Source organism: Paenibacillus residui, from assembly GCF_042677205.1.
Lineage (GTDB): Bacteria > Bacillota > Bacilli > Paenibacillales > NBRC-103111 > Paenibacillus_L > Paenibacillus_L residui.
Map to the genome: position 1 here is coordinate 128,488 of NZ_JBHTIU010000008.1, position 23,444 is coordinate 151,931.

Genomic DNA, 23,444 nt, shown 5'->3' on the forward strand with positions numbered 1-23,444 from the left:
GGGATGCGAAGGCGCAGATGGAGAAGCCGGAATCCGCGTAAAGCAAGCTTGAGAAGAACATTCCTCATCACGATGATTCTAATCTTTCTGTTTACACTGCAAACCTTCGTTTATATTGAGAGGAATCTGAAGCCGCCGCTCTTCCACCTGGCTTCCGTCCGCATGAAGCAGATCGCAACACAATCCATCAACGCGGCCATTACCGACCGGATCTCCCAAGGTACCGATCTCAATAGATTGATTGAGTGGAGATACGATAATAACGGCAAGGTGAGCGGGTTTATGCTAAATTATGCCGAGCATATGAAAATACAGGCGGATGCCATTAATAAAGTTCAATCCGCTCTGACCAATCTGGGAAGCATCCCCGAGCATATTCCGTTGGGGATGGCCATGAACAGCGCGATTATCGCGTCCTTCGGTCCGGATATTCCAATTCGGCTCGTTCCGCAAGGAAGTGTTCAGGTGGAGCTGAGCAGACGCTCTGAAAATGTAGGGATTAATATGGTGCTGGTGGAGGTTTACGTTCGGGTGATCGCCGATGTGGCCATCATTATTCCGTTCGATTCGGAGCATGAAATCGTTGAGACGGAAATTCCCATTTCCTATGTTCTGGTCGTTGGGGATACTCCGATGTATTATGTGGACAGCAAAGGAAATCCTCTGGGCGGATCACCTCCTCTTCCGCCGAGCGTTACGCTTCCTGTACCGCAGCCCAGCCAGGCAGGGACAGCGGAGGGCGGGACGGAGCCGGTCACTCCCGAATCGGCCAACAAGCTGTAACAGGGTGCTGGCCTTCTGGCCGTTTAAGCAGTATGGGCGGAATATACAAGAAACGGCGGGGTTCTTTTTCGCAGTATCATTCTTCCTTGCCCGTTCACGCAAATAGTGCTGTTAATTTGCCGTTAGGGCTTTTTCCAAATATTTCCCCAGGGGTGCCATCTAAAGGTACTCCTGTTATTTGTTTATGGGCATTATTTTCCCGATGAAATTAATAATTGTCACACAGACATGACCTCAAGGAATGTTTAATCTGCTTTCGGTTCCGGAGGCAGCATTTACATAGTAAGCCGGGGAAGGCTATAATTTGGGAAAAAGCGATCGTTACGGGTCGATGGGACAAAGGATGGCTGACAGAATGAAGAAATTCGATCATGGGCAAGAGCACCGGGATGATGGGATGGTGCTCATTCAAACGAATCTGGACGATATGAATCCGGAGTACTGTCCCTACATCACGGACAGGCTTCTGGAGAAGGGAGCGAACGATGTCTACTGGATTCCTATTCTTATGAAAAAAGGGCGTCCCGGCCTGATGTTAAATGTATTAACGGACGGACTCTTATTGTCGGAAATAGAAACCGTCATCTTCGAGGAAACGACAACGCTCGGATTGCGATATATGCCCGTATCCTGCAGCAGACTCGGCAGAAATTTCGAGAAGGTTTCCACTCCCTGGGGGGCTATTACGGTAAAAACCGGGTATAAAGCCGGAAAGCTTGTGCATTTTGCCCCGGAGCATGAAGATTGCGCCAAAGCCGCGCGGGAACACGGAATTCCGATCAAACAAGTATACGAGTACGTCAGGGCGATCTATATCAGTCAAAAATCGTTGTAACTAAATTCTCCTCTTACTCCTGATAAGGGGCTAAGGTATAATGGTAATAATTTGAAAAAAATATTACTATAACCAAAGAGGTGAATATCGTGAACGGGAACATTCGGATAGTTGAATATGAACCGCATTATGCCCGGGCGATTGCTGAAATGTGGAATGCCAGCACAGAGGGCTGGGGAGGAGGGACGGCTAACCGAACGGAGGAATCCATCCTTCAGGAGCATGCCAATTCGACTCTGCTGGCCGCTTTCCTGGCCTTGGATGAAGACAAGGTGGTAGGCTACTGCAGCTTCGCCCATTATCGTAATGATGAGGGAGCTTTATATATTCCGCTTCTTAACGTAAGGCCTGATTATCATGGGCGAAAAATAGGGCGGGACCTGGTCCTGAGCGCGGTGCGAAGAACGATCGAGATGGGTTGGCCGAGATTGGACTTGTTTACTTGGGCGGGGAATACGAAGGCTGTTCCGATGTATAAAAAGTGTGGATTTTTTTGGGAGAAAAGGGAAAACGCCACTCATTTGATGAATTTTATTCCGACTGTTCTGCAAACCGAGGCTCTCCAGCCTTACTTCGAGACCATGGATTGGTATGAGGACGGGAAGAGGGACATCGCCATAGAGCCGGATGGGCGAAACGAGAACGGCTTCGATTTCTTTGAATATAAATGGGCGAAGGACGGGAAGTCCCTGCGTGTGGAATTTGAAAAAACCGGGCGCGGCATCCGTTTGATCGAAACGGACGATTATATTCTGTACGCCGAAGCGGACAGGCATAAGCTCGTTTTTGGGAAGAGCTATCCCATCCGTTATGTGATTCGCAATAAATCGGGGGCACCCCTCCATGTTCAAATTGAAGGGGAGAATAACAAAAATATTAGCTTCTCACTGTCCCGCAATCTGGTAGTTCAAGAGGAAGCCATCATCGAAGGTCAATTTGAAGTTGGGCCGGTAGAGGAGGACCAGAATGATTGGAAGACGCATCCTTGCGTCACCGCACGGTGCCGGATCAACGGACGCAGTGCTGAGCTTCGTGTCGGAATAGAGCCGCAATATCCGGCGAAGCTGATCTTCTCCGCCGTGAATCATGAAAGCCTGCTTCAAGGGATGGAGGAAGGCTTCATAACGATTGAGAATCAGGATACCCGGCCGCTAGTATTTGAGTTTCAGCTTCCAAGTAATGAATGTATCCGTTTTGAACCCGAACGGTTGTCTGTTTCCGTGCCTGGAGAAGAAATTAAAACCGTTGCCGTTTCATACAGGCTCCAGGATTTTGGATTGTTAAGCGAACGGGTTATGATCCATGCTTATTCGGAGAACAGCCGGGAAGAGCCGGTTGTCTTTACCAGAAAAATAGAACGGATTTTTAAGGGACAAACCGGAAGGTTCGGCGGTGAGACCCAAAAGCAGTGGTTCATTGTCAATGGTCCTTATACTTTATATTACAACAAAGAGGATAATGAAATGTGGGTTCACCGTTATGGTGAAGAGTCCAGGTGCCGATGGATGTCACCGAAGCTCGGGCGCCCCTATTCTCCCGAGTTTGTGAAAAAACAGGCTTCGCGTGTTTCCATAAGCCGGGAAGATCAAGCGATGGTGCTTACGGCGGAATGCGATTCCGAGGAATTCCCGTCCATCCGGTTGACGATAACCGCCAAACTATTTCCTAACGGGTTGGTCGAAAGGTTCCACGAGGTCCATAATCTTGGAACCCTGACTGCAGAGCAGCCTTTGCATATTGGAGAAGGATTTTATTTCTCGCTAAATCAAGGGATTATCCCTTATGAAGGCCAAGTGATTGATTTGCGGGATCCGGAGGTCGTTTCATACGATAGGCTGAACGATTGGGATATCCATCAGATTTCGGAAAACTGGCTGTTTAGCTACGGCTCCGGGGACCAAGTAACCTGGGGAATGACCTGGCATCCAGAGTTGGCTCTGACCAAGAGCGAATGGCATTTGCAATTGGAGCATCCGGCAGGCCGACCGGGACCGGGGGAGAAGGTGCGGACTGCTTCTACCTTCCTCGCATGCGGCAGCTTTACGAACTGGTCCGATTTCCGCTCCTATGCGCTTGGGCGCAGGGACCGGGTGAATCCCCATTTAATGTCTCCATTCGAAGTGAGCGTAAATAACGGGAATCCATTCGTTCAGGCGGGAATGGAATTCACAGTTCAAGCCAGAGAACGGAGAAACTCCCCGATAGAAGGTCGGGTGAGTGTTAGTTCCCGGAACGGAAGCTTTGCCGCCGTGGAACGGAAGATGGCGGAGGAAGAGCAGATGAGGCTGCTCGATTTTCGAGTGGAGCCCCTTAAGGAGGGCGGCATTTCGGATACGGTTCGACTGAACCTTCAATCCCGAATGGGAGAAAGAACCATCGAACGGGCTGTGTTTGCCTTTTCGGACGGAGTGCAGCCGATAGAAGAGATGAAGCTGACAGACGGAACCTTCCGTTTTTCCAATGGGGGAGTCACATTTCAAGCTTCTCCGGCTTTCGGGAATGCTTTGTATTCTCTTCAGTATAACGGGAGAGAGTGGCTGGAATCCTCCTATCCCGAGCCCGGGCCCAAATCGTGGTGGAACCCGTGGCTGGGAGGACTCGGGATCGAGCTTCAGGGAATTTCCCAGTTAAGCTTGCAGGAGGAGACGATTACCGCCGCCTTTGAGACACTAACGGATAATTACGGGAACTCATGGCGGGGAATATGCCTGCGGACACGGGTGGAGAAGCTGAAGGAGAAACGCGGGCTGGAGTTAGACCAGTATTATCTGATGCTTCCCGGAACCCCCGTTCTCTGTGTGGTGAACCGGATTCGGAATCGAACGGGGCGCATGTTCTATGATTACCGCTGTATGGTGGACTCCTTCATCGGAACAGATACTGAACCGGAAGTGCAGTGGTTCCGGGGGCAACCGGACCGCACCTACAAGCGAGGATCCAAGGCACCGGAAATCCAATCCCAAGGTCTGCTGGAGCTGGGCAGTGAGCGGCATGAAGACCGAATGCTCTACATCAGTGGGGAGAAGAATACGTATGCTTTTTCCAATAATCAAATCTTGAGGGTTTGTTCGGAAGAATGGGTTCGGCTCGCGGATGGAGAGACGGTATATACCATGCCTGTCTTCTGCTTGTTTACTGACAGAGATTGGACTTCCGAAGCGTTTACCGAGTTAAGAAGAATACGTTTCGGAGCGGAAGAGAATAAGTAGAGGAAGGAGAAGGAAGGCACCATTGAAAATTATCGACGCTCATATTCATTTATCGGATATTGACAGCTTTCGCAGGACGGCCCGGGAGCTGGCCTTCGTGGAATATTCGACAGCAGGGCTCAAGGAAGAATTTGACCAGGCCGGAGTAGTTATGGGAATCGGCATGGGGGTGGAGGAACAAGAGGCAGGGCGCTTTCCGGACAGGGGAGCGTCCAACCCGATGACTCTTGATTTGGAACCGGAGGTTCCTCCATTTCTGATGGAATGTGTAGGCATTAATCCTGTACGTCTGGCTTCGGACGGTGCGCAGGAGGAACTGGATCGGATCGAAGCCCGTCTCCGTCAAGAGTTCGTAGCGGGAATTAAGCTCTATGCCGGCTATTACCATTATTACGTTTATGATCCGATTTACGGTCCCGTATATGAACTGGCCAAACAATACGGGCTTCCGGTCGTCATACATTCCGGGGACACGTATTCAAGCGAGGGGCTGCTGAAATATTCCCATCCGTTGACAATCGATGAATTGGCGATACAGCATCGGGACATTAATTTCATCATCTGTCACCTCGGGGATCCCTGGGTAATGGATGCCGCGGAAGTGATCCATAAAAATGCTAACGTCTTCGCGGATTTATCCGGGCTTATCGTTGGAGATTCGAAAGAGTTCGACCGGTTTATGAAGGAGACGCTGTTCATGGATCATTTCCGCCGCGCGCTCATATACGCCGATCATTATGATAAAATGCTCTTCGGCACCGATTGGCCGCTTGCTCCGATCAAGGAATACATCCGCTTCGTGGAGCGTCTGATCCCGGAAGCGCATCAGGAGCAAGTATTCTACGATAATGCTTTGCGGGTATTTCCAAGGCTCGGGGAGCGGCTATCCGCTAACCCGGGTGAATAAAGCAACGCAACGCGCGCCGTTCATTGGCGCGCGTTGCGGCGTTATACGGCGGTAGTCCGCCGGATTGTGTAAAAGACAATCAAAACTGCAGGTCTTTTTGGGGAAAGCCGCGCGGTGGGTTATTCTAGAGCGAAACTGCAGGTCTTTTCCCTAAAAATCGGCGAAATGCTTAATTCTAGAGCAATAATGCAGGTCTTTGGAGCGATTTTTGCGAAATGGCCCCCATTTTGGCAAAAAGACCTGCACTTTTGAGCGTCTTTAGCCTTCTTTTTGGAAAAAGGCAGGATTCTAATGCATTTTTGCTCGTCTTTGGGACGATCGACCGGGATGCGACGTGCGGCTTTCCCTTGACCATCCTTTGACTGGGCAGCGATAAAAGAGTAGGGCGAATGTTAGTGGGAAATTGTACACTAGCCCTCGCTTTTTTTCGGAAGCTACCACGGTTTTGTCGGTTCAGGCCTTCTCACGCATAGTTCTTACTATGTTAATTATGGTGAAAAGCAAGAGGTTTCTCTTAAAGTGGAAAAGGGGCCGGGGCCCCTTAATTTTCGTTTTTTTCCGGCTGCTCATGCTCATGATGGTGGTGATGTCCGTGTTCATGCTCGTGATGCTCATGCTCATGATGGTGGTGATGCCCATGTTCATGCTCATGATGCTCGTGTCCATGATGGTGGTGATGCCCATGTTTATGCTCGTGATGCTTGTGTCCATGATGGTGGTGATGCCCATGCTCGTGCTCGTGATGCTCGTGTCCATGGTGATGGTGATGCCCATGTTCATGCTCATGATGCTCGTGTCCATGATGATGGTGATGCCCATGCTCGTGCTCGTGATGCTCATGCTCATGATGGTGTTGATGCCCGTGTTCATGCTCGTGATGCTCATGCTCATGATGGTGTTGATGCCCATGCTCGTGCTCGTGATGCTCGTGTCCATGATGGTGTTGATGCCCGTGTTCATGCTCGTGATGCCCGTGTCCATGATGATGGTGATGCCCGTGATCGTGCTCGTGATGCTCATGCCCATGGTGGTGCCCGGCAATATAAACGGCTGCGACCGAGGCGGACGGCTTCGGCTGTGCCTCTCCAATAACTGCCCTCAATACGTTGGGCTGATTGGGTAGATTGCGCGTTCCGGCCCCATAGCCGATTTCTTCAATTATCATCGGCGGCAGTGCAGGTGAGAACTGATCCACAATACCGGCGACAATTCCGGCACCGGTCGGTGTAGTCATCTCCATGGCGAAGGGACATTCTGCAATCGGCAGGCCTTTCATCATTTCCAGAGTCGCCGGGGCCGGAACCGGGTATAATCCGTGGTCGCAGCGAACCTTGCCATGGCCAAGCGGAACCGGAGACGATATGATTTGTTCCACTTGCAGAGAATCCAGGGCGAGGGCGACCCCGATGACATCGACGATGGAATCGATGGCTCCCACCTCGTGAAAATGGACTCGATCGAGGGGAAGATTATGGATCTTGCCTTCCGCAATGCCAATCTTTTCGAATATAGCGAGACTAAGTGTCCGGGCCCGGTCGCTGAAACCGGCTTGTTCAATCATCCGCACAATATCCGAGTAATGTCTGTGATGCTGCGGCAAGGACTCCGGATCAAGGATGACGTTCATCTTAAGTGCGGAAATTCCGCATTTGTCCACTCTTTTCCATTCTAATGTAAAGGGTTCGACATTGAGCTTAGTCAATTCTCTCTCAATATACCCGCGGTCCGCTCCCGCATCCACCAGCGCTGCAAGGGTCATGTCTCCGCTTATTCCGGAGAAGCAATCCAAATATGCGATTCTCACAGGGCATCACAACCTTTTTGCCATATTTTGATTTATCAATCCCGCATAATAGCCTGCCCCGAATCCGTTGTCAATATTGACGACACTGATCCCGGGGGCGCATGCATTGAGCATGGCGAGCAGGGCGGCCACTCCCTGGAAGCTGGCTCCGTAGCCGATGCTTGTAGGCACAGCGATGACCGGCTTGGACACCAGCCCGCCTACAACGCTGGCCAGCGCGCCTTCCATGCCGGCGGCTACGACCACCGCGTTCGCTCCGCGAATGAGCGGCAGCCTGCGGAACAGCCGATGGATGCCGGCCACGCCGACATCATACACCCGTTCCACATGGCTGCCCATGCATTCCGCGGTGAGCGCGGCCTCTTCGGCAACGGGCATGTCCGATGTGCCGGCGCACACGACGGCTATATAACCGTCGTGCACCTTCAGCATCGGATGGCGGAACCACGTGATCGCTCTAGCGGTCGGATGATAAGCGGCCCCGTCGATTTCCGCGAGGATGGCATCGGCCTTCGCCTGGTCCACCCGGGTGGCCAGTATACGGTCCGAGTGCTCCTTCATCCGCTTCATGATCGCGATCATCTGTTCCGCCGACTTGCCCTCGCCGAATATAACTTCCGGGAACCCGACTCTGCGTTCCCGGTCCGTATCAATCTGCGCGAAGCCGAGCTCGGCTACGGTTTGGCTTTGCCAATGCTCGGTCAGCTGATTCTTGGCAGCTTCAATATCCAATTCTCCCGATTGTACCTGTTTAAGAATATCTTCCAATGTACTCATACAGAAGCTTCTCTCACTTTTTGTTTGGTTGATTCGCTCAGGACTTCGTTCAGGCTGCCGGTGCGGTAGCCCTGAAGATCCAGAGTGACGAAGGTGAAGCCAATGGAGGTCAATTTCGCATATATTTCCTCCCGGTGCTCCAGCACCTTGGGCAGCTCCTCCGGCATGACCTCAATACGGGCAATTTTGTCATGGTGCCGGACCCGCACCTGATAGAAGCCGAGCTTATTCAGATAATATTCGGCTTCATCCAACTGGTCGATTTTATATTTCTCTATCCGGGTGCCATAAGGAATCCGCGAGGATAGGCAGGCGAATGCGGGCTTGTTCCAGGTAGGCAGGCCCAAATCTTTGGAAAGCAGCCGGATCTCGTTCTTGGTCAGTCCCGCTTCCTGCAGTGGGCTGCGCACTCCTTGTTCATTCTTGGCTTTAAGACCGGGGCGGTAATCGCCCAGATCGTCTACGTTGGAGCCATCGAGCAGATAGGGGTATCCCATCTCTTTGGCCAAATTTTGCAGATGAATATACAGACCTGTCTTGCAGTGATAGCAGCGGTCCGGATTATTCGCTACGAAAGAGGCGTTCTCCAGCTCTTTGACTTCCGTCTTGTACAGGGAGACGCCCATCTCTTCGGCGAGCTTCACGGCTGCATCGAATTCCCGGCTCGGGAAGGTTTCCGAGGCGGCCGTTACGGCGAGCACATGGTCCCCTAGCTCTTGCTGAGCCCGTTTGAGGACGAAGGTGCTGTCCACTCCCCCGGAGAAAGCGACCATTACTTTCCCCATCTCACGCAGAATTTCTCCGAACTTCAAATCTTTCTCATGTATTGTTAACGGTCTGTCCATAGTTCTCCTCCTCCGATATTCGCTATCCCTATCTTACCATAAATTTAGGTAAGCGTATCCGGCTTCCTTCAGAATTCGAGGCCGGTTATCCAACCGGAAAAAGCAGAGGAATATGTACTCCGGATAGCTTCAAATGATTGTTGATCTTCATTCCGAGTGGTACAATCGGAGAAGATACGAATGTCGTTCATTGAGGTTATCCGCTGCTTTAACGAGCAAACGGCCTCAATCCGGGGCAAACCCGTAATTCTTAACAAAATAAAACAGATAGGAGTAGTTGAGATGAGCAAAGCCGTGATTATTTTCGGAAGTCCGTCCAAAACGTCCAGACTGACCTCCGTTATTCAATATGCGCAAGAAGTATTGCAGGCCAGCGGAATGCAGACCGAATGGATTAATGTTGCGGATCTTCCCGCAGAAGATTTGATTCTGGCCCGGTTTGACAGCCCGTCCATTGTTCAGGCCAACGCCTTGGTCGAGCAGGCCGACGCCATCCTTATAGCCAGTCCCGTTTATAAAGCGTCTTATACCGGCGTTCTAAAAACATTCCTCGATTTAATACCGCAGAGAGGATTGGCCGATAAATTGATTCTGCCTATATTTATGGGCGGCACGATGGCTCATCTGTTATCGATCGATTACTCGTTAAAGCCGGTACTTTCTGCCCTAGCGGCCAGATATATGCTGGGCGGAGTGTATATTGTCGATTCCGAAGTGACTCGCAATGAACAAGGCTCAATCGAGCTGAGCGAAGCTATTAAAGGCCGTCTGGACGATTCCCTGCGGCAGTTTGTTGAAGAGACCGCCTGGTATTCGCAGAGAGGCAAGAGCCGCGGGCAATGATGCTTCCCGGCCTCTATGGCCTGTTTATAATCCGCCGGGACCGTCCCCTTTTCTCCCGTAATTGAATGGAACGGTCTTGATTCAATCTAGCCCCGTGCGCGGTTCTATAGGCTATTGTGGTTTGTCGGACAGCTTGTGTTATAATACGTTTAATTGTAAAAAATATTGCTGACATGCTTATTTGGATGCCGGAGAGAAAGCGAGGATAAAGATGTCTAACGAACGGCAAAGAAAGCCGGAATGGCTGAAGACGAAGCTGGAAACCAATGACAATTATAAAGAAATTAAGAGAATGATGCGCTCCAAAACTCTACATACCGTATGTGAAGAGGCGAAATGCCCCAACATTTACGAGTGCTGGGCTAACCGGACGGCGACGTTCATGATTTTGGGCGATACCTGTACGCGTGCCTGCCGCTTCTGTGCGGTGAATTCGGGAATGCCTACAGAGCTGGATATGCTGGAGCCGGGGCGGGTCGCGGATGCGGCCGAGCAGATGGGGCTGAGGCATTGTGTCATTACGTCTGTGGCGAGGGATGAACTGCTGGATGGCGGCGCCCAAATTTTCGCAGAGACCATTCGTGCCGTCCGAAAGCGTCTTCCGTTGTGCGGAGTCGAGGTTCTGATCCCGGATTTCATGGGTAATGACCTGGCGCTGCGTAAGGTGCTGGAAGCGAAGCCGGATATTCTTAACCATAACATAGAGACGGTCGAGAGGCTGTCGGACAAGGTTCGATCCAAGGCAAAGTACAGCCGGACTCTGGCCTTGCTTAAGCGTTCCAAACAAATTGCGCCCAGCATCCCTACAAAATCAAGTATCATGATCGGGGTAGGGGAGACGTGGGACGAAATATTGCAAACGATGGACGATTTGCGTCAAGTCGACGTTCAAATTTTGACCGTTGGGCAATATTTGCAGCCGACGAAGAAGCATCTTCCGGTCAAGCAATTCTATACTCCGGAGCAATTTGCGGAGCTGAAGAAGGAAGGCCTCGCCCGAGGCTTCAGCCACGTGGAATCCGGCCCTCTCGTCAGAAGCTCTTATCATGCACACGAGCAGGTTCAATCGGCGACGGCTTCTTCCCAATAAGCGGCGTCATAGCATCGATCGATGTTCAGGTCCGGAATACGGGGCTGACATGAAGTACCGCCTTCCCGAGACTGTTCCGGCTATACGATGATTGGAGCCAAGGATAAACGGCTATCGCCGTCCCTGGGACAGGCGCGTTTACCGATGAAATATAAAAAAAGCTCCTAACGGAGCCATCTCGAAGATGAATAACCCGGTATTAGAGGAAGCTTTTTATGCCAATTAGAAAGTTTGTTCCATTTTAATGCTTTAATGAACTTAAACTTTCTAATGTGGTAAAAATAGGTATAAGGTGAACTTATACTTTCTTATATTTTCAAAAAGCCTGCAGGTCTATTTTGTTCGGCCGACAGAGGTGGAAGCATACGACGGATGGGTCCTGGCAAGGCAGCACGAATGGAAGGAGACGGCTGGAAGAAGGAGGATACGTCATGATTCATGTTGGAGGGAATACTTACGAGCTAATCAGGGAGCACAAGAACGGGTGGAATTACGAGGCATTCAAAGACCGTTATAGTGAAGTGCTCGAAAGATACGACTACATTGTCGGAGACTGGGGTTATAATCAGCTCCGGTTAAGGGGCTTCTTCAAGGAAACGCACCCTAAAGCGAACAAGGACAGCTCCATAGTCGGATTGGAAGATTATTTGAATGAATATTGCAATTTTGGCTGCGCTTATTTTATTCTGGCCAAAGATAATTCCAAAGGGCCGCGCCCGGTCTCCAGTGCCGAAGCTTAAGCCCCGAGCCCAGAGAACGGTACATGCAGGGTAGCCCTCAGAATGATAAAAACTAAAGCCCGGCGGCTTACAGTCGGGCTTTTTCTCTTGCCAAAATAAAAAATAACCCGCTCCATATAGGAAATACGGGTTATTTTTCAAATCTTCGATAATAACGAATTAGTGAAACTCGGTTCCGATGAAGGCTTTCTGCACCCGGCTCCAGAACGGAAACGGTCGGAAACGGGCGAACTTGATCTTCTTGTCCGGAGAAACCTTGCAGCGGATCGACAAGACATCATTTCTTTGCGAATATAAGTGATCGATAGACAATTGCACATTCTTCTTGGTTCGGGGATAAATATCGCAATGATGATGCTTGGGTAAAATCATGGAAGAGCCCAGCGTCCGATACACCCGATTGTTAATCGAAGCGATCTCCGCAATTTGGATCGCCTCCAGCGAGGGGTGAATAAGTCCTCCGTTCACCGCTTTGTTGTAAGCGGTGCTTCCGGACGGAGTAGAAATACATATTCCGTCTCCTCTGAACATCTCGAACATGTCGTCATTGATATTAAGCTGGGCGACCATTGTTTCCTCGATTCCCCGTAAAGTAAACTCATTGAGCGCCAGATACGTCTCGATCCCGTCTGCGGTCGTAAACTGAATCTCGGCGAGAGGGTATTCGGCTATTCTTAGATTACTTTCCTCCAGAGGGGTATTCATCAGCTTGGCCAACTGGCCGATCTCGTCAGGGGTCCAGTCGGCATAAAATCCGAGCCGGCCCGTATGAATCCCCACGAACCAAAGCTCGTCCACAAGATGTTGGAAGCGGTGAAAAGCATGGAGCATCGTCCCGTCTCCACCGATGGACAGCACGATATCGGGCTTCTCCTCATTCTGTTCCATGCCGTAAGAATGGGCAAGCCGATGAAATTGCTCGGTTAATCTTAAAGAAAGCTCGTCACCGCGGTCCACAACAAAATATTTCAAGGGAGATCCTCCTAAAACGTTGTTCTCCCCCCATCATACCGAATCTGACCGGAGAACACAACAAGCCTTCTAAGAGCTCCCATTATGCGGACAGATGGCATAAGCGCCGCAGGGAACTCTGTTATCTGCCGGCCCGCCCGAGCTTCCCCCAGATAGAATGAAGCAGCGCTGCGAGGCCCATCACTCCGAGCAGGAGGACGAAACCGATGAGCGTCATCGGAATCGGCCAGGTCCAGTGGAACGCCGCGGGGGAGAAATCAGGGGCCGCAGCCGGTAAGAAGGCGGGGGCCGCAGCCGGCTGCAGCCCTTTCCACAAGACGACCGTCAGTACGGATGCAAGCAGGCCATGAAGCAATCTTGCCGTCAGGAAGGGTGTGTAGCGTATATTGGTCGTATGGAGCAGGCTGACGATTTGGCCATGGACGGACAAGCCTCCCCAGGCAAGGACGAAGGAAGCCAGAATGGTTTTGAACATTAATGGGATCTGCGTCCCGGCTTCCCCGGCCGCCTTGGCACCGAGAGTCACCTCGAAGAAGCCGTTGACCAGAGAATCGGATAATACAGGAGGAATAGTAAGCGATTGGAAGATGGACTGTACCGAGGCATAGAACAAATCCAAGGCGTGGCTGTGCCGCAGTACCTCCATGATAGCGGAGAAGAAAACGACCAGCCCCCCGATAACGAAGATCATCCGGAGGGAGGATTCCACCGCTTGACGCAGCATCGTACCGAAGGGACGCCCGTCCTTAAGTCTGGCGTTATGCATTTCCCGGAGAGCCCGGACGAAAATCGATCCGGAGCTTTTGTCCCCTGCGTGAGAATCGGGTTTATTCGGTCCGTGGAAACGCATAATCAGCCCGACAAGAATGGCGGATCCATAGTGTGCGGCTGCCAGAAGGACGGCAAGCTTCGCGTTGTGGAAAAAACCGACCGAGACCGCGCCAATAAGAAACACCGGGTCGGACGTCGTCGTGAACGCGACCAGCCTCTCCCCCTCCTCCCGGTTGACCAGCTTCTGCTCCCACAGCTGAGCGGTCAAACGGGCTCCTACCGGGTATCCCGAAGCGAAGCCCATCGCCATTACGAAGCCGCCAATTCCCGGAACACGGAATAATGGACGCATCATCGGGTCAAGCAGCGCTCCGAAAAAATGAACCAAGCCAAAGCCCAGCATCATCTCCGAAATGAGAAAGAACGGGAATAAGGCCGGAAACAGAATGTCCCACCAAATGGAAACCCCGCGGACGGCGGCTTCCAGGGTAGGGGCGGGATAGGCCAGCAGGAGGAACGCAATGGCCGCAGCAAGAACAGGAACGATGTAATACGGCTTCGAGCGTAAACCGGACAAGGGACGCCCTCCTTTGCTAAAAAAACTAATAATTCAATTAAAACAGACCGATATAAACGGTTAGAAAAGGTTGTCTCCTTAAACTATATGAAAAAAAAAATAGATCCATGCCTGATCCGTTACTGAACGAAGAAAGCGTTTGTGTTACAATAAAGCTACAAACAAATGTGGGGAGTGAACGGACATGACGAGTATAGTGACTGCTCTGATTGTATGTGCATTTGTTTTCGTAATTAAAGAAACATTGATTAATTCCACAGAAGATGATGTGGATTATTGATAAGGAGCTAGGAATATGGCAGCATCGTCACCCGGCACGATCTACGAAGCAATAGGTGGAGCGGAGGCCGTCCGCCGTCTGGTTGAAGCGTTCTATCCCAAGGTACAGGCCCATCCGCTTCTGTCCCCTATATTTCCGGAAGATATTACACCGGTTATGGAGAAGCAGTATATGTTCCTCTCTCAATTCTTCGGGGGGCCCCCACTGTATACGGAAGCCTACGGGCATCCGATGATGAGAGCCAGACACCTCCCTTTTCCGATCACACCGGAACGGGCCGAGGCGTGGCTTGCCTGCATGAGGCAGGCTCTGGAGGAAACCGTGGAGGATGAATCACTACGTATGCTGATGCTGGAGAGACTTAGCGGTCCGGCGTATCATTTTGTCAATCAGCCTTAAGCCTTATGAGCTTAAATCCCCAGCGGATTTTTGGCTTGTCCGGTTCATGTGCAGCAGAAAGAAGGGCCTCGATGCAGGCCCTTCTTTTGTCCAAATATAAGAAAGTATAAGTTTTCACCTTATACCTGTTCTTATATTTCATCGGTAAACGCGCCTGTCCTAAGGACGGCGATAGCCGTTTATCCTTGTTAATTAACCTTCTTATCTAATCAAGTGACCAGGATGATAATTTGCGGTGTAATGTAAACCGGTTTTTCCCGGAATGCTTGGATTCATACAAAGCTTCGTCCGCTTCGATGATCAACTGGGTCAAGCCTTCATTCTTATCCGTCGTTGTGGACAATCCGACGGAAATCGTAATTTCTTCAGCGGTGATCGGATAGTCCAAGGACAGGCGGGAGATTTCGTCGCATAATTTACGGGATAACCCCGATAAATAAGCAAGGTCGTTGGTGGGGGACAATATAATAAATTCTTCTCCCCCATAACGGGCGATATAATCTCGGTCACCAATCTGCTGCATGAGTCTTTGTCCTACCTCGCGAAGAAGTCGGTCCCCCTCCGGATGTCCCCATCGGTCGTTAAACTCCTTGAAGTTATCGATGTCAACCATCAGTATGGCAACAGGATGCTTCTGAATGGTTTTTTCGGCGATTTCCATGAAGCTTCGCAGATTAGGCAGGCCGGTAAGATTATCCTGGTTAGCCTTCAACTGAAGGGATCTTTGCATTAACCACGTCCTGTTCTCTTCATTACTCATCATGATAAGGACAGCCAGAAATAAACCGGAGATAGCCGCCACCGAGATAGCCGAATGGAGGGAAAGGGTCAGCGAATGACTGAAGTACCATCCGGTCATCCAATGGGCCGCAAATAGGATAGCGGACATTTGCCAGCTGCGGTGCAGGGAAATAATAGAATGCCCGCTTTGTTCTGAACTGTACATAAAGGAACTGACAACACACGGGATAATAATATCCCGCAGCGTGGCGATAGCCTCGTATGATCCCCCCACCATCAAGTAGGAGTAGGTTAGGGGGGGAATGGCGGACAACATCGAGATCGGATATCCGTAACGAAGACCCGTCAAGATGAGAGGCAGCGCCCGCAGATCAAAATCGATTTCCCCGAAGGGGAGCGGCTGGAGAATAAGAAGAATGGAAGCCGTTCCAGCCATCAGAGGAGCGGCAATTCGCTCAAATGCCCCAAGCTTGTTCTGCAATTTAATTGCAGCATAGCATAGGGTTAACAAAGTGCATGCATTGGTCAGTAGGAAGAGAAAGCCACTCAAGGAAACCACTCGTTTACTAAAATATTCATCCTATCGGATGGAAAAACAGAACCTAAGGAGTATATGTTCTACTCATAATGGAAAAATCCTGCCATTTCATAGTAAAAAGGTCCTATTTTTGATTAGTGGCGTTTGCGCAGCGGCCGGTCAGCCAGCAAATAGTCGGAATCTGCATCGATGAGGGTAATTTTGTTGTAGCAGCATGGAAACACCAGAAGCTTCTTGGCGCCGGAACGAATGGATTGAAAATCCTTGGCCGTCAACGGAATAAGTACATTCCGTGCATCGCAAAACGGGCATTCATTTACATAAGTGTCTTTATTAATAGTCTCATACGGCCAAGTATTCTCGAAGGGAATCATTCTTCCGACCCCTTCCCGGCTCCGTTGTCTGGATCGGGGCTAGTTTCAGACCGGGCTTCCTGGCGAGCTAATTCCGCGAGCTTCTGCATCAGAATGTGTTGAGGCATATGCATCAGATGCTCCAGGGGAACATTTAGCTTGGCAGCCAGCTTCTGGGCTGTTTCGGCCGATATTTGTAATGGTTTCATATTTTCGCCTGCCTCTGTCCTTTTTTCTGTATTGCTAATCATTATATGCCGTGCAGGCCGTTATAAGCAAACGGATTCACTTTGCACAACCTGCCGAAAGTCTACAAAAATTTGTATATAGTATACAATTTTTGTAATAAAATAGAAAGTTTTGTTGAATTAAGTAAAAAGTCGCAGTATAATGAGTCGTAAGACCCATTTATTAACCAGTTCACCCATAATTTGCGAAAGGAGGAGTTTCATTGAATTTTAACTACATGCCATTAAGCAAGCAGATAGAGCTTGTATTTCGGGAAATTCGGGAAGAAATTCTATCCTTGTCTTCAGGAATCGTCTTCGTCCAAATTAGAAATAACACGATTGGCAAGTTTGGAATCAAGCACTTTCCGATAGAGAGTAAATCCGGTATGCTCCAACCGGTAGGGAGAGGATTGTCCGAATCCCACTTGAAGATGTTTAAAGATATGGCAGTTGAATCTTTGCGTCATAAGAAGCATTGGACTCATGGAGAAATTTTATTTGAATTTGCACTTATAAAGGGAACTCTGCATGCCAGTGTACAGTTCGAATCCAATTATAATATGGCGAATTTGGTTATGAAAAGGGATTCAAGAAATATTAAAGAAATATATTAGAATTGGAAAAGGTGACTGTTTGCACAGTCACCTTTTTGTAATTTGCGAAATGATTCAATCTGATTCTTATCTGCTGAATTGTCCAGCCAGTTGCTGCTCAGCGATTTGAACCAGGCGGCGAGTAATATGACCCCCGATTGCACCTGTGTCACGAGTAGCCATATAACCCATGTAGCCGTCTTGAGGAATTTGGATACCCAGTTCTTGAGCCACTTCGTATTTAAGTTGGTCAAGAGCCGCGTTTGCTTGAGGTACAACTAGTTGGTTGCTGGAACGACTTTGTCCTTGTGCCATGTGTATCACCTCCAGTAATAGGTAGTATAAACGAAATATCAAATTCTACTCAGAACATAAACTGGGAATTTGCACCAGAAGATATGAAGCGGATATGTTCGAGAAACATGCAAAAACCGGCCCTTCGACAAGGCCGGTTATGCTGCAGCTATTGGCGATTAATTTCCAGCAGGACATTGAATGTGAAGCTATCTCCCGGTGCGATGGTACGGAATCCGGTCACCCCGGGGTCCATATCGAGGTTGGGAGCATTAGTCACCCAAGTATAAGGTTCTAGACAGATATAATTCCGGGCCGTTCCCATCGTATAGATTACCCATTGTTTGAACTCTTCGGAAGGGACATAGCGAATTTCATAGCCATCCCGGGAGAGAACGGCCAAGGGCTGGTGATGGCCGATCTGGAAAACATTATCGAGATCGACCCCTTCGAGAGTGATGCCGTCGGGCAGACCCTCCATTTCGTTCAAAGGAAGAATTCTTCCTGTTGGCATCGTATCCGGGCCAAGCTCCCAGGCTCCGGTTACCGGCAGACGAAGCTTCCATTTCTGGGGTTCGTTATCAAGCATGAACCAGGTATGCAGTCCGTAACCGAATGGTGCCGGCTTGCGGCTGCCGTTATGGACCTTGACTTTCTGCAGCAGGGAGGAGCCTTTCAGCTCATATGTCATTTCAATAGTGAGCTCGTGCGGATATTGCTTCATCAATTCTGGGAAGTCGGACGTCGAGAAGACCGATGTAATCGAGATCGTATCTCCGTTTTCCTCATAACCGGTTACTTGCCAAGGCCGTCCGACCGCAAAGCCGTGAATGTGATTTCCGGTATTGTTCTTCTCATTTTTATCTAGTTGATATTCTTGATCGCCTACCTTGAAATAACCTCCGCGAATCCGGTTGGGAGGAATAAGCACCGGTGTTCCGTAATGAACCGGTCTTCCCAGAAGGGTATCCAGGCTGTCCGGTGCCCGCAGCACTCCGCGGGAGGCTGCTTTATCATATATCCGGATCACATTGTTGCCGACGGAGGGACAGAGGGAAAGAGACAGCTCCTCATTCTCAAGAATATACAGATCGGTTCCATGCCATTGTTCCTGCTTGATCATTTAGTCATCGGGCTCCTTTGTTATTAAAATCGCTGTCATACGGCTTGTAGTAAGTAATTAATTCCATTGTAGCAGAGGATATAGGGACTGCCAATCTGGGAAAATGGACGGGCCGTTTGACAAAACCCGATCTCCATGTATAATAAATAACCATAAATTCTAATTTGCTGTGAAAGTTTCATAACGATGCTATGACAGGAAAGAGTAGACGGACAGGTCTCTCAAGAGAGCCGGTGGAGGGTGCGAACCGGCGGGGCTTGCCGATTGAATGGGTCCTTGAGCATGAAGCCGAACCGGATGGCCAACGTCGGGCTGACCATCTGCAGTAGGCGGAACGTAAGCTCCACGTTACAGGAGTCCAAGGCTTAGCCGGCAGCAGCCGCTGAGCGAATTAGGGTGGTACCACGGTCTTTCGTCCCTTGCGGGCGAAAGGCTTTTTTATTTTCCGGGGCTATACGTATCGGAGATCATACGTCACCGTTTGATAACACGATTCACAGAATGCAAGGGAGGAAATGATAATGAAGAAAGTACTATCGGGTATTCAGCCGAGCGGACAGCTCACTCTCGGAAATTATATCGGGGCGATGAAAAATTTTGTCGAGCTTCAACACAGCCATCAATGCTATTTCATGGTGGTTGATTTACACGCCATTACGGTGCCGCAAGCACCGGAAGCTTTAAAGGAACAGACGGAATCGGTAGCAGCCTTGTTCATAGCGGCGGGGATTGATCCGGATAAGGCGAGCGTATTCCTTCAATCCCATGTTTCGGCCCATGCCGAGCTGGGCTGGATGATGACGACCCTGTCGTACATGGGGGAATTGGAGCGAATGACCCAGTTTAAAGACAAGTCCGAAGGCAAGGAATCAGTCGGTGCCGGACTGTTTGTATATCCCGCATTGATGGCCGCGGATATTTTGCTGTACAATGCCGATTTGGTTCCGGTCGGAGACGATCAGAAGCAGCATCTGGAGCTGACCCGCGATCTGGCCCAGCGGTTCAACCAGCGGTATGGGGAAACTTTCCTTATTCCTGAGCCGTATATGCCTAAGGTGGGAGCCAGAATTATGTCACTGGACGATGCTTCCAAGAAAATGAGCAAGAGCAATCCTAACCCGGGAAGCTATATTGCTCTGCTGGATCCTCCGGATGTCATTCGCAAAAAGATAAGCCGGGCGGTCACGGATTCCGGGAGGGAAGTGAAATTTGATCCGGTGAACAAGCCGGAGGTCAGCAATCTTATGACGATTTATTCCCATTGCTCCGACATGACGCTTGAGCAAATTGAGGAGAAATACGAAGGTCAGGGCTATGGCAGCTTCAAGAAAGATTTGGCCGAGCAGGTTGTAGCCACCCTGGAGCCGCTTCAGCACAAATATCAAGAAATCCGCAGCTCCGGAGCCATTCATGACATCTTGCGGAAGGGTGCCCGGGAAGCGGTGGAAGTGGCCAATTCCACAGTGCAGGAAGCTAAACGGAAGATGGGCTTCTTGTTACCCTAGAAAACTTTTATAAAATTATCTGTTCCCTTGCCCGCGTTTGCGGGCTTTTGCTTTGAGAACGAAGCCGAGTCCGATGAACGAAATGGATGCGATGGACAGCAGCAGGACAAGCCATGGCCGGTGCAGGCTGATGGAGATGCTGATGCCGACCAGCAGCATAACGCTGATTAATGCGAAAATAAAGGCGGGCAGCCGTTGCATTGCGAACATTCCTCCTCATGAAAATCCCTTCTACATCATAATACAAGTTCGTTTTTTTCAAAAGACCCTTGTTGATGCTTCCGCAAAACCTGCCCGTAGGATATTTTCCAAAAATAATAAAGCTTAATATAAAAATATAGTAATAAAGTTTCAAGATTAAGAAAAATCGTTTGTAATTTTGTTTTGTTTATGTATAATATATCCATGGATAATTTTTGAAACCGCTTTAGTTTTACTCCACCCCAGATTTAGCACATAATCTCTTCGCTATACTCCTTAAAGTTTTACCAACACTTCAAACGTTCTCGGCATAAAAACAAACCAGCATAATTTCAAGATTAAGCAATCGAAGGAGGGACCGCAACCGGATACAACCTGTATATGGTTATTTTTAACCTCTTGAATCAACGGGGAGTTTTTGGTCTCATATACTTCCTTATATTTGCTGTTCTTACAATTAAATTAAAATTTAAGAACGAAATATATCCAGGAAATCAAGCGTAATGGACAAGCTGCGGAAGGAATCAAATTAATCTGGAGAGGGGTAATAAAGATGAGAAAATGGATTCTGTTAGCGATCATCTTCTGTTTGGCAGCCACGGCTGCGGGATGCAGCGGCAAAGGAGCCGGAGGCTCCGAATCCGGCAAGGATGTAATTACCGTATGGACTTTCCCTCACTATCGGGAAAATGCGGAGACCGGGCAAAAAAGCTACGAGCAGCATCTGCAGGAATTGATCGCGGAGGTCGAAGCCGAGAATCCGGATATTAAGGTGAAGTATGAAATCCTTTCGTGGGAGGAGGGGGACAAGAAATTCGATATTGCCCTGAACTCCGGAAATCCTCCCGACATCTTCTTCTCGGTTATGCAGCCTAAATTTATCAAGACGGGATTGGCCGTTCCGCTGGATGATTACTTGGACGATGCCGATTTTGCCGATCTGGAGCAGTTCGCGATTGACAACTTCAGCATCGACGGCAAGCTGTGGGCCATCTCGCAATGGATTTCGATCCATACTTGGGGCGGCAACCGGAAAATGATGGAGGAAGCAGGCGCGGATATCGCCAAAATTCAAAAGGAGGGGTGGACCTGGCAAGAATTTTACGATATTGCCAAGAAGATCTCCAAAGAGGAGAACGGCAAAAAAATATACGGATTTGCCACCCAGGGCAAAAATGAAGAAACGCTCACCCATTTAATGCGGAATAACGGGGTCATCAAATCGGTCACAGAGGACGGAAAGTTTATGTGGAACGGCGATAAGGCGGTTGAGACTCTGAATTTCCTGAAGAAAATGATGGACGAAGGCGTCATGCCCAAGGAAACGGCCGGAATCGATGCTCAGAAGGTAGGCGATATGTTCAATGCCGGGGAAGTCGGAATTTATGGCAGAACGGGTCCCTATCAAGTCCGCTTCAACGACAACCGGAATAAAGAGATCGAGGCCGGAAAGATCGAGGGGGAGAAAATCGACTTTGTCCTGCTGCCCTTCCCTCACAATGAAGGTGAGAAGGAGGTCGCCACCGGGGGCGGGGGCGGAATGTGGCTGTTCAAGCAAAAAAATTATAAAGGGGACAAGCATACGGAGAACGCTGCCAAGGTGTTGAAGCATATTACAGGAACGAAATCGAGCGTTACGGCCGCCACCCTGTTCATCCCGCCGGCCCGCAAATCCGGACAGGAGATGTTTGCGGATTTGCTGCAGCTAAATACAGACAACGGCAAATTTATTCAGCGCACCCTCGGGTATGTCGTGCCCGGGGCCAAGCTGGAGCCTGATCTGGCGCAGAAACAATCGCAAATTCTGAACGACGGCATTCGTCCGAAGTTCCAGGGCTTCCTGGCCGGAGAATTGACGGCGGAAGAGACCGTTCAGCAGTGGACCAAGGTTGCGGAAGGCATATTGAAGTAATTTCGAATGAAGTTCTTCCCGCCCTGCGACGGGAAGGCTTCCCTTTTTAACCCCATGAAAAGCTAAATGATAAGAAAGGACCCGATGACATCTCCGAAAGCGTTTCAATGGCAGCTTTTCTTACCAAATTAGAAGCTTTTCGCATCACCCGATTGGGCGGGAGAAGAATGGGCAGACGGATCAGACCAAAGGAGTTGAACCTATGACCGTTGCAGCGCAAACGACGAATGACAGATGGGATAACATTAAACAATTTATTAAAGATTACGGTTGGTGCTATATTTTCATAGCCCTTCCGTTCCTGTTGTTCCTGGTGTTTACGGTTTATCCTCTGATTACGGCTTTTGTCATGAGCTTTCAGGAATATGGAGTCATGCAATCGACCTTCATAGGTCTGGATAATTATAAATATTTGCTGAATAACGATATCTTCTGGAAGGCGATGGGCAACACAACGATCTATACGCTGGGCACGGTGCCCGTCAATATATTGATTTCCTTTTTCCTTTCCTTGATGATCTTTCCGCTTAACAAACGCTCACAGACTTTTTTCAAGGCATCGTTTTATTTACCGGCAGTTACCTCGGGGATCACGATGTCGTTAATTTGGCTGTGGATGTTCGATCCCACCCGGTCTGGACTTATGAACATCATATTGAGCTGGTTCGGAATCGGACAGCAAATGTGGCTGGCCAGCTCCGATTCGGCCTTGTTTTCCCTCATGCTGATGACTTATATAGGCGGTCATGGGGGCGGAGTCATTCTCTATCTGGCGGCAATGGGGGGAATCCCGAGATCGCTGTACGAAGCGGCGGAGATTGACGCGGCCGGCTGGTGGTCCAAAATGAAAAACATTACCTGGCCGCTGCTGAAGCCGACTACTCTCTATATGCTGATTACCGGCGTGATCGGTTCCTTCCAGGTGTTCGAAGCAACCTACGTGATGACACAGGGGGGGCCTAACTTCGCCACAACGACGATCGCTTATTTAATCTATCAGCATGCTTTCGAGTATTATCAGTTCGGCTTGGCGGCGGCGGAAGCTTTCATCCTGGGCATAGTGATCATAGTGATCTCGGTTCTGCAATTTAAATATATGTCCAGTGACGTTGAGTATTAGGA

23 protein-coding genes and 1 other annotated feature are annotated in these 23,444 nt (G+C 49.7%); of the genes, 12 read left to right on the plus strand and 11 right to left on the minus strand.

Features of this window, described 5'->3' with window-relative positions:
• Window positions 1–3 precede the first annotated feature (3 nt).
• The 4 genes from yunB to ACFQ03_RS02610 all read left to right on the plus strand — a co-directional run bounded on the left by yunB (window position 4) and on the right by ACFQ03_RS02610 (window position 5,734).
• Window positions 4–783: a sporulation protein YunB gene (yunB, locus tag ACFQ03_RS02595; RefSeq protein WP_379285881.1), complete on the plus strand. Its 780-nt coding sequence runs from the start codon at window positions 4–6 to the stop codon at window positions 781–783.
• 355 nt (window positions 784–1,138) lie between these two features.
• Window positions 1,139–1,618 carry a nickel insertion protein gene (gene larC / locus ACFQ03_RS02600; RefSeq protein WP_379285883.1) on the plus strand — a complete coding sequence of 160 codons (480 nt, stop codon included), beginning with the start codon at window positions 1,139–1,141 and terminating at the stop codon, window positions 1,616–1,618.
• A gap of 89 nt (window positions 1,619–1,707) precedes the next feature.
• Entirely contained in the window at window positions 1,708–4,827 is a 3,120-nt protein-coding gene (locus tag ACFQ03_RS02605) for a GNAT family N-acetyltransferase (protein ID WP_379285885.1), read from the plus strand.
• 22 nt (window positions 4,828–4,849) lie between these two features.
• Window positions 4,850–5,734 carry an amidohydrolase family protein gene (locus ACFQ03_RS02610; protein WP_379285887.1) on the plus strand — a complete coding sequence of 295 codons (885 nt, stop codon included), beginning with the start codon at window positions 4,850–4,852 and terminating at the stop codon, window positions 5,732–5,734.
• A 541-nt stretch (window positions 5,735–6,275) separates the two neighbouring features.
• On the opposite strand, the gene ACFQ03_RS02615 is transcribed toward ACFQ03_RS02610, so the two are convergent.
• From ACFQ03_RS02615 to larE, 3 genes are read right to left on the minus strand one after another with little or no spacing between them, the layout of a single operon-like run.
• Window positions 6,276–7,538 carry a LarC family nickel insertion protein gene (locus ACFQ03_RS02615; RefSeq protein WP_379285889.1) on the minus strand — a complete coding sequence of 421 codons (1,263 nt, stop codon included), beginning with the start codon at window positions 7,536–7,538 and terminating at the stop codon, window positions 6,276–6,278.
• Window positions 7,539–7,544: 6 nt separating this feature from the next.
• Window positions 7,545–8,315, minus strand: a complete 771-nt coding sequence (gene larB / locus ACFQ03_RS02620; RefSeq protein ID WP_144932422.1) for a nickel pincer cofactor biosynthesis protein LarB — start codon at window positions 8,313–8,315, stop codon at window positions 7,545–7,547.
• Window positions 8,312–9,160 carry an ATP-dependent sacrificial sulfur transferase LarE gene (gene larE / locus ACFQ03_RS02625; RefSeq protein ID WP_144932420.1) on the minus strand — a complete coding sequence of 283 codons (849 nt, stop codon included), beginning with the start codon at window positions 9,158–9,160 and terminating at the stop codon, window positions 8,312–8,314. The genes larB and larE overlap by 4 nt, the downstream gene beginning before the upstream one ends.
• Before the next feature lie 282 nt (window positions 9,161–9,442).
• Here larE and ssuE point away from each other — a divergent pair, with 282 nt between their 5' ends.
• The 3 genes from ssuE (at window position 9,443) to ACFQ03_RS02640 (ending at window position 11,833) form a co-directional block, all read left to right on the plus strand.
• A complete protein-coding gene (gene ssuE / locus ACFQ03_RS02630; RefSeq protein WP_144932418.1) occupies window positions 9,443–10,003 on the plus strand; it encodes an NADPH-dependent FMN reductase in 561 nt (186 codons plus the stop codon).
• Window positions 10,004–10,214: 211 nt separating this feature from the next.
• Complete coding sequence (gene lipA, locus ACFQ03_RS02635; RefSeq protein ID WP_144932416.1) at window positions 10,215–11,093, plus strand: lipoyl synthase; 879 nt, start codon at window positions 10,215–10,217, stop codon at window positions 11,091–11,093.
• Window positions 11,094–11,524: 431 nt separating this feature from the next.
• Complete coding sequence (locus ACFQ03_RS02640) at window positions 11,525–11,833, plus strand: YutD family protein (protein WP_144932414.1); 309 nt, start codon at window positions 11,525–11,527, stop codon at window positions 11,831–11,833.
• A gap of 159 nt (window positions 11,834–11,992) precedes the next feature.
• Here ACFQ03_RS02640 and ACFQ03_RS02645 read toward each other — a convergent pair whose 3' ends face one another.
• Both ACFQ03_RS02645 and ylbJ read right to left on the minus strand, forming a co-directional pair.
• Entirely contained in the window at window positions 11,993–12,805 is an 813-nt protein-coding gene (locus ACFQ03_RS02645) for an NAD kinase (RefSeq protein ID WP_144932412.1), read from the minus strand.
• 121 nt (window positions 12,806–12,926) lie between these two features.
• On the minus strand, window positions 12,927–14,153 hold the full coding sequence (gene ylbJ, locus ACFQ03_RS02650) for a sporulation integral membrane protein YlbJ (protein WP_379285894.1): 1,227 nt from the start codon (window positions 14,151–14,153) through the stop codon (window positions 12,927–12,929).
• A gap of 295 nt (window positions 14,154–14,448) precedes the next feature.
• On the opposite strand from ylbJ, the gene ACFQ03_RS02655 reads away from it, so the two are divergent.
• Window positions 14,449–14,832, plus strand: a complete 384-nt coding sequence (locus ACFQ03_RS02655) for a globin domain-containing protein (RefSeq protein ID WP_379285896.1) — start codon at window positions 14,449–14,451, stop codon at window positions 14,830–14,832.
• A gap of 205 nt (window positions 14,833–15,037) precedes the next feature.
• Here the strand turns inward: ACFQ03_RS02655 and ACFQ03_RS02660 are convergent, their stop codons facing one another.
• From ACFQ03_RS02660 to ACFQ03_RS02670, 3 genes are all read right to left on the minus strand, one after another.
• Entirely contained in the window at window positions 15,038–16,123 is a 1,086-nt protein-coding gene (locus ACFQ03_RS02660; RefSeq protein ID WP_379285898.1) for a GGDEF domain-containing protein, read from the minus strand.
• 122 nt (window positions 16,124–16,245) lie between these two features.
• Window positions 16,246–16,485, minus strand: coding sequence for a hypothetical protein (locus ACFQ03_RS02665; protein WP_144932404.1), 240 nt, complete (start codon window positions 16,483–16,485; stop codon window positions 16,246–16,248).
• Window positions 16,482–16,673: a YycC family protein gene (locus ACFQ03_RS02670; RefSeq protein WP_144932402.1), complete on the minus strand. Its 192-nt coding sequence runs from the start codon at window positions 16,671–16,673 to the stop codon at window positions 16,482–16,484. Before ACFQ03_RS02670 ends, ACFQ03_RS02665 begins: the two co-directional genes overlap by 4 nt.
• Window positions 16,674–16,930: 257 nt before the next feature.
• Here ACFQ03_RS02670 and ACFQ03_RS02675 point away from each other — a divergent pair, with 257 nt between their 5' ends.
• Entirely contained in the window at window positions 16,931–17,308 is a 378-nt protein-coding gene (locus ACFQ03_RS02675) for an O-methyltransferase (RefSeq protein ID WP_144932541.1), read from the plus strand.
• 66 nt (window positions 17,309–17,374) lie between these two features.
• Here the strand turns inward: ACFQ03_RS02675 and ACFQ03_RS02680 are convergent, their stop codons facing one another.
• Window positions 17,375–17,602 carry an alpha/beta-type small acid-soluble spore protein gene (locus ACFQ03_RS02680; protein WP_144932400.1) on the minus strand — a complete coding sequence of 76 codons (228 nt, stop codon included), beginning with the start codon at window positions 17,600–17,602 and terminating at the stop codon, window positions 17,375–17,377.
• Between the two features lie 148 nt (window positions 17,603–17,750).
• Window positions 17,751–18,704, minus strand: coding sequence for an aldose 1-epimerase (locus ACFQ03_RS02685; RefSeq protein WP_379285901.1), 954 nt, complete (start codon window positions 18,702–18,704; stop codon window positions 17,751–17,753).
• A gap of 182 nt (window positions 18,705–18,886) precedes the next feature.
• Window positions 18,887–19,127, plus strand: a binding site (T-box leader).
• Between the two features lie 98 nt (window positions 19,128–19,225).
• Between ACFQ03_RS02685 and trpS the strand changes: the two genes are divergently transcribed.
• Window positions 19,226–20,209, plus strand: coding sequence for a tryptophan--tRNA ligase (gene trpS, locus ACFQ03_RS02690; protein ID WP_379285903.1), 984 nt, complete (start codon window positions 19,226–19,228; stop codon window positions 20,207–20,209).
• A 15-nt stretch (window positions 20,210–20,224) separates the two neighbouring features.
• Here trpS and ACFQ03_RS02695 read toward each other — a convergent pair whose 3' ends face one another.
• Window positions 20,225–20,410, minus strand: coding sequence for a DUF5325 family protein (locus tag ACFQ03_RS02695; RefSeq protein WP_144932395.1), 186 nt, complete (start codon window positions 20,408–20,410; stop codon window positions 20,225–20,227).
• A 553-nt stretch (window positions 20,411–20,963) separates the two neighbouring features.
• On the opposite strand from ACFQ03_RS02695, the gene ACFQ03_RS02700 reads away from it, so the two are divergent.
• Together ACFQ03_RS02700 and ACFQ03_RS02705 are read left to right on the plus strand one after the other, a co-directional pair.
• Complete coding sequence (locus tag ACFQ03_RS02700) at window positions 20,964–22,322, plus strand: ABC transporter substrate-binding protein (RefSeq protein ID WP_150960155.1); 1,359 nt, start codon at window positions 20,964–20,966, stop codon at window positions 22,320–22,322.
• A gap of 202 nt (window positions 22,323–22,524) precedes the next feature.
• Window positions 22,525–23,442: a carbohydrate ABC transporter permease gene (locus tag ACFQ03_RS02705; protein WP_150960154.1), complete on the plus strand. Its 918-nt coding sequence runs from the start codon at window positions 22,525–22,527 to the stop codon at window positions 23,440–23,442.
• Window positions 23,443–23,444 lie beyond the last annotated feature (2 nt).